Here is a 6,013-nt window from a genome sequence, read left to right as displayed (position 1 = left end):
ATGCGATCAGTATTGCACGTGTGAACCTGTTAGCCGGTAGGCGATTGCGCGCAATCGCCGTAAGGCCACGCCAGGCACGGCGCTTTTGCGAAGGGGCGGGTCAGCTGGCAAAAACAGACCGGGTAGACGTTGAAATGCTGGCCAAAATGGGGTCGCTGTTACAATTGAAGGCGGATCAACAAAAGAGCGAAACGCTTCATGATCTCAAGCAGTTGGCAACGGCGCGACAGGCTCTGATCAAAGATCGCACAGCGGCCAAAGCACGCCTTGCCGCTACAACCTACCGCTTGCTGTCCCAGCAGATCAAACGACGTTTGAACCAGATCGACCGCGACCTCTCTCAGGTTGCCGATTTGGTCGACACGATCATTGCCGCAGATCAGGAGTTGCGCGCAAAGGCCGACATTCTGACAAGCATTCCCGGCATAGCCAAGGTCACGGCCTGTGCGATCCTGACGGACATGCCTGAGCTCGGGCATCTGAGCGGTAAGCAAGCCGCAAAACTGGCCGGTCTGGCTCCAATCTCCAAGCAATCTGGAAAGTGGCAAGGCAAAGAACATATTCAGGGCGGTCGTGCCAGCATCAGACACGCGATCTATTTACCAGCTGTTGTCGCCACGCGCTTCAATCCTGACATGAAAGCAAAATACGAGCAGTTGGTATCAACCGGGAAGTGCAAGAAACTGGCCATCACAGCAATCATGCGCAAGCTCATCGTCATGGCAAACGCATTGCTGCGGGATAGGCGAAAATGGAACGAATATCCCACTTGATCAATACGGATACTCGTGCGTGTAAACATGCACTGCTGGGCAGTGGATGCCATCATGGCATTTGCGCGTGTCATAGGCGCCAACGGCGGTGACGCTACCGATCTTCTGTTCGGGTGTCGATCAGCAGGTGCAACGGCCCCTTTGAACGCCGATACGGTATGTTCGCGGCGCAGGTCAGTCAGAGGTGGCTGAGAGTGCTGAAATCCGGTGCCGACCAGCCCAGCCCGGTCAGCCGCAGAAGGCTCTCGACGAAGCCTGTGGTCTGGCGCAACGCCATCCCGAACAGCACTTTTATCGTCAGGCAGGTCTGGATGGCGGCGTCGCTATAGATCTGTCGCCGACCGCGGTTGCCACTCGGCGGCGGCACCTTTCGCGGGTCCGGCCAATAATTGACAGTTACACCTTGCCATCACAAGTCGCCCTCGCAAAGACGGGATTGAGATGCTAGCTTGTGTTGTCCACTCGGGCATTGCCAGTTCTCGCCAGTTGTCGCAATCGGAAACCCTTGACCCGATCATCCGGGTCAAGATCAAAGCCGCTGTCCTTCGAAATCCGCGATGCCCCTGGCCGCCTTCTTTCACTTGGTAAAAGCAGTGCCGAACTGATCACGCAGTAAGTTTTTCTGCACTTTGCCCATGGTGTTGCGCGGCAATTCGGGAAGCACTTCTATGACCTTGGGTTGCTTGAATTTGGCGATACGCTCGGCAATGCCAGAGCGGATCGCTTCGGGGTCGATACTCGCACCCGGTTGAGGAACAAGTACGGCGACAACGCCCTCGCCGAAATCGGGATGGGGCACGCCGATTACGGCGCTCTCCAGGACACCGGGTTGTTCGTCAAGGATCAGTTCGATCTCTTTTGGGTAGATGTTATAGCCGCCCGAGATAATCAGGTCTTTCGCTCGCCCGACGATCTGGACGTAGCCGTCCGCGTCGATTTGCCCGATATCGCCAGTAATGAAGAACCCGTCAGCCCGTAATTCGGCTGCGGTTTTCTCGGGCATCTGCCAATAGCCCTGAAAGACGTTGGGGCCCCGGACTTCGATGATGCCCACGGCGCCATCCCCCAGTGTCGCTCCGGTTTCGGGATCGGTGATCTTCAACTCGACCCCCGGCAGCGGGAAGCCCACGGTCCCGGCACGGCGCTCGCCATCATAGGGGTTCGAGGTGTTCATGTTGGTTTCGGTCATACCGTAGCGCTCAAGGATACGATGGCCCGTGCGCGCTTCGAACTCGCGGTGGGTCTCGGCGAGCAGCGGCGCGGAACCGGAGGTGAAAAGCCGCATGTTCTTCACCAAATCACGGTCGAAACGCGCATCGTTCAGGAGCCGCGTGTAGAAAGTGGGAACCCCCATCATCGAGGTCGCCTGCGGTAGGAAACAGATCACTTGGTCGATGTCGAATTTAGGCAAGAAGATCATCTTTCCGCCCGAGGCGAGGATAACGTTAGAGGCGACGAAGAGCCCGTGGGTGTGGAAGATTGGCAGCGCGTGCAGCAGCACGTCGGCCTCGGTGAAGCGCCACAAATCGGCCAAGGCCAGTGCGTTCGACAATAGGTTCGACTGGCTGAGCATCGCCCCCTTCGAGCGCCCGGTCGTGCCCGAGGTGTAAAGCAGGGCGGCGAGATCGTCCCCCGAGCGCTCGGCAGGGATAAAGGTATCAGAGGCGGTAGCTGCGGCATCGGTCAGGCTGCCCTCGCCCGTCAGACCCAACGTCAGAACCGGCACCGAGACGATCCCACGCACCGTTGCTTCGGCAGCGGGGCTGCAGACCACCGCGCCGGCCTCGCTATCGGTGATGAAATATTCGAGTTCGCTCGCCGTGTAGGCGGTATTGAGCGGCAAGAAAACGATGCCCGCCATGACGCAGGCCGCGTATAGCGCAAGTGCCTGCGGCGATTTCTCGACTTGCACCGCCAGACGATCGCCGGGGCGCAGCCCCATCGCGGTCAGCGCGTTTGCCTGACGCGCCGCAATCGCCATGAACTCCCGTCCGGAAAGCACGCTTCCATCGGACGATGTCAGGAAATCGTCATCGCGGGCTGCGAGTGGCGTGAAGAGGCGGTCGTAGAGCGGGTTGGTCATGAGAGTGTTTCCTTCAAAGACTGAATTCTTTTGGCTTTTCGCGTTAGGAGACGGCATTGGTCTGGAGTAAAGCCCGAACCTCTTTCGACGCGGCGACTTCCTGCGCCCGGGCAAAGCGCTCATGGTTCTCGACAAAGGTGTCAGGATCGTAGCCATAATTCACCATCGCACCGGCGCTTTCGGCCAGACCTTTGGCAGACGTGTCGGCTCCCGCATGCACGGCGTGGATATAGGCGCCGTTGCCGAGGTGAAATCGGCTCACGGGATCATAGGGCATGCCGTCCTTGCGCTTCGCTGTCACGAGGAAGCGCGCGGCAGTGGTGCGCATCGCTTCGGCATCGAGTTCCGCGGGGTCGAGACCCTGCTCTTTCATCCAGCGCAAGAGCGTTGGGATCGGCGACAAGGTGACGAAGGTGTTGATGTTTGGCAACTCGGCGGAGAGGTCTTCGGTAACTTGCTTGATCAGGGAATTGCCGAAGGAAATGCCAGCGAGCCCCGCCTGGCAGTTGGAAATCGAGTAAAAGACGGCGGTATCTGCCTCTTGCGCTCGCAACACATCGCGATCCTCGGCCAACAGTTTCTGCACCGAGCCGGGGATGCCTTGTGTCAGAGCGACCTCGACGAAGATCAGCGGCTCATCCGGCATGGCGGGATGGAAGAACGCGAAACAGCGTCGATCGGTGGGTTTCACCCTGCGGCGCAGATCGTCCCATGAATCAATGGCATGGACCGCCTCGTAAGCGATTATTTTTTCGAGCACCTGCGCCGGACTTTCCCAGTTGATCGGCCTGAGCACGAGGAAACCGCGATTAAACCAGGACGAAAACAGGTGTTGGAAGTCGAGATCAATCCGCGCCCGCAGATCCTGGCGCGCGATAAGCCGTAGCAGGTCACGGCGCATTCCGACCAGTTGCGGCGTCGCCCCCGGCACTCGGTTGAGACGGCGGGCCAGTTCCTGTCGGGCGGGCTCGGCCGCGGCGAGAAATTCAGCGTAATTCGCCTGCGATGGTGTCTCTTCGAACGCCGTCAGCGCGTTGCGGACCCTGTCGCAGTCGATCCCGAGATCACACGCGAGATGCTCGAAGAAGGCGATCTTCCCCGCGTCGTCCATCGCGGCAAAGCGGTCGAGAATCTGTGCTGCCGTCGTCATGCCGGAGATTTCGCCGCGTGTCGAAAGCAGATCAGACGTGAGTTCCTTGATATCGCGCGAGTTTGCGGGAGCTACCATCTTCCCGCGCGATTGGCGCGCGAAGATGGTAGCGAGCACGTCGGAAAGCAGATTCATAGTGCGGTCCCCATGACAGCTGTGGGTAGCCAGGTCACCAGGCCGGGAAAGAAGCATAGGATAACGAGCGCAAGGATCATGCACCCGACGAAGGGAAGCGATCCCCAGAGCACCTGCTGGAGTGAAATATCCGGTGCTATTCCGTTGATGACGTAAAGGTTCAGGCCTACCGGTGGCGTGATCAGACCGATCTCCATGTTGATCGTCACGATCACCGCGAACCAATAGGGGTCGAACCCGGCCGACTTGATGATCGGCAGCAAGATCGGCGCCGACATCAGGATTACCGCCACCGGAGGCAAGAAGAAGCCCGCGACCAGCAGAAACACGTTGATCAAGACCATTAGCACCCAGCGATTGACCTCAAGCGCGCCGATCCAATGCGCGATCGACTGCGTCACGAAGAGCGAGGACAGCATGTAGCTGAAGACCCCCGCGGCAGCGATGATGAACAGGATCATCACGCTTTCCCGAGTCGAGTCGCGCAGCACTTGCCAGAGTTCCAACGGGTCGAGCATGCGATAGATTATGACCGCAGCGAAGATACAGAGGAGGGCTCCAACAGCCGCCGTCTCCGAAGGGGTGGAGATGCCACCGTAAAGCGCCACCAGAACTCCAACAATAATCGCGATGAACGGCAAGACGCGGGGCAGAATCTCAAACCGCTCGCGCCACGAATAACGGACTGTGGTTAGCACCGAGCTAGCGGCGCCCCGGCGCCAAGTGTCAAACACCGCCCAGCCGATGAACAGCACGGTAAGCAGCAGGCCCGGGATGACCCCAGCGAGGAATAGCCGACCGATCGATGTTTCAGTGGCGATACCGTAAACAATCATCGTCACCGAGGGCGGGATCAGAATTCCCAGCGTGCCACCCGCTGCAATCGAGCCAGCGGCGACTTCGGGCGGGTAGCCACGCGAGCGCATTTCGGGGATGCCCATTTTGCCGATCGCGGCACAGGTTGCCGGGCTCGATCCCGACATCGCCGCGAACAGTGCGCAGGCGCCAAGATTGGACACCACGAGGCCGCCGGGAACCCGCGTCAGCCAGCGTTCTAGCGCTTCGTAAAGATCGGGGCCGGCACGGGTCGAGGCGATCGCCGCGCCCATGATGATGAACATCGGAATCGAGAGCAGAGCGAAGCTGTTGAGCTCCGCGTAGAACAGGTCGGGCAGAGATTGCAGCGAACGTGGTCCGTCGAAAATCAGCAGGAAACCGGTGGCGGTGAGCAGCAGGCCGACCGCGACGGAGACGCCGGAGAACAGGACCACAGTTGTCACGACTCCAATGATGAGGGCGATGAGAAGCGGATCCATCAGTCTGGGCTCCTTTCGGGATGGGGTTCGGGCATCACCTCGGTCGGCGCAAAGATCGCCATCCAGAGATCGCCGACCAGCTGCAGCAGGTAGAGTCCGAAGCCCAGAGGCATCGAGAGATAGGTGATCCAGAGCGGGAACGCCCAGACCGATTCCGATTTCCAGTTACGGTGCCAAGCGGTGTAGAAGAATTCCCAACTATACCAGAGCATCGTGCCGATCATCGCGATCGTGGCCAGCGTGACCACCACCGCCAGGACCCGCCGCGCCGGAACTGGAAGCAAGTGCGGCACGAGGTCAACACCGACATGACCGCGCAACTTTTGCACATAAGGCAGGCCCAACAGCGTCGCCGCAATCATCAAGTAGATCACCGCCTCGGTTTGCCAGAGCGTTGATCGTCCGAGCACCGCACGCACAAAGATCATCTGGCATGTGATCAGCACCGAGGCGAGGATCATGCCCGATGCGGCGATGCCGGAGAGGGTGGATACCAGTCCCAGTACCCGTAGCGCTTGGGGGGGGGCGGTATGCGGTGCCTGACGGCACCGCATTG

General features: G+C 59.6%; 5 protein-coding genes and 1 pseudogene. 1 reads left to right on the top strand and 5 read right to left on the bottom strand.

Annotation, left to right across the window (positions count from 1 at the left end; translation table 11 throughout):
• Positions 1 to 773: IS110 family transposase (locus tag ACN0SD_RS17635; protein ID WP_417809530.1), on the top strand; the 773-nt coding region annotated here is incomplete at its 5' end.
• A 112-nt stretch (positions 774 to 885) separates the two neighbouring features.
• Here the strand turns inward: ACN0SD_RS17635 and ACN0SD_RS17630 are convergent.
• From ACN0SD_RS17630 to ACN0SD_RS17610, 5 genes and pseudogenes are all read right to left on the bottom strand, one after another.
• Positions 886 to 1,170, bottom strand: a pseudogene (locus ACN0SD_RS17630) (transposase); the annotation flags it as partial.
• A gap of 180 nt (positions 1,171 to 1,350) precedes the next feature.
• The gene (locus tag ACN0SD_RS17625) at positions 1,351 to 2,856 is read right to left on the bottom strand and encodes a malonate--CoA ligase (protein ID WP_417809529.1); all 1,506 of its coding nucleotides are present in this window, start codon (positions 2,854 to 2,856) and stop codon (positions 1,351 to 1,353) included.
• Between the two features lie 43 nt (positions 2,857 to 2,899).
• Positions 2,900 to 4,141 carry a malonyl-CoA decarboxylase gene (locus ACN0SD_RS17620; protein ID WP_417809528.1) on the bottom strand — a complete coding sequence of 414 codons (1,242 nt, stop codon included), beginning with the start codon at positions 4,139 to 4,141 and terminating at the stop codon, positions 2,900 to 2,902.
• Entirely contained in the window at positions 4,138 to 5,457 is a 1,320-nt protein-coding gene (locus tag ACN0SD_RS17615) for a TRAP transporter large permease (protein ID WP_417809527.1), read from the bottom strand. Before ACN0SD_RS17615 ends, ACN0SD_RS17620 begins: the two co-directional genes overlap by 4 nt.
• Positions 5,457 to 6,011, bottom strand: a complete 555-nt coding sequence (locus ACN0SD_RS17610) for a TRAP transporter small permease subunit (protein WP_417809526.1) — start codon at positions 6,009 to 6,011, stop codon at positions 5,457 to 5,459. Before ACN0SD_RS17610 ends, ACN0SD_RS17615 begins: the two co-directional genes overlap by 1 nt.
• Positions 6,012 to 6,013: the final 2 nt, after the last annotated feature.

Origin of the sequence: Thioclava sp. (assembly GCF_048263065.1) — a bacterium.
Taxonomy (GTDB): domain Bacteria; phylum Pseudomonadota; class Alphaproteobacteria; order Rhodobacterales; family Rhodobacteraceae; genus Thioclava.
This window is presented reverse-complemented; position numbering and strand designations above follow the sequence as displayed.

What these genes read in the sequence shown, in the direction of transcription:
- ACN0SD_RS17620 (WP_417809528.1), bottom strand. Translation starts at nt 4,141, where the DNA reads ATGAATCTGCTTTCCGACGTGCTCGCTACCATCTTCGCGCGCCAATCG.
- ACN0SD_RS17610 (WP_417809526.1), bottom strand. Translation starts at nt 6,011, where the DNA reads ATGCGGTGCCGTCAGGCACCGCATACCGCCCCCCCCCAAGCGCTACGG.
- ACN0SD_RS17615 (WP_417809527.1), bottom strand. Translation starts at nt 5,457, where the DNA reads ATGGATCCGCTTCTCATCGCCCTCATCATTGGAGTCGTGACAACTGTG.
- ACN0SD_RS17625 (WP_417809529.1), bottom strand. Translation starts at nt 2,856, where the DNA reads ATGACCAACCCGCTCTACGACCGCCTCTTCACGCCACTCGCAGCCCGC.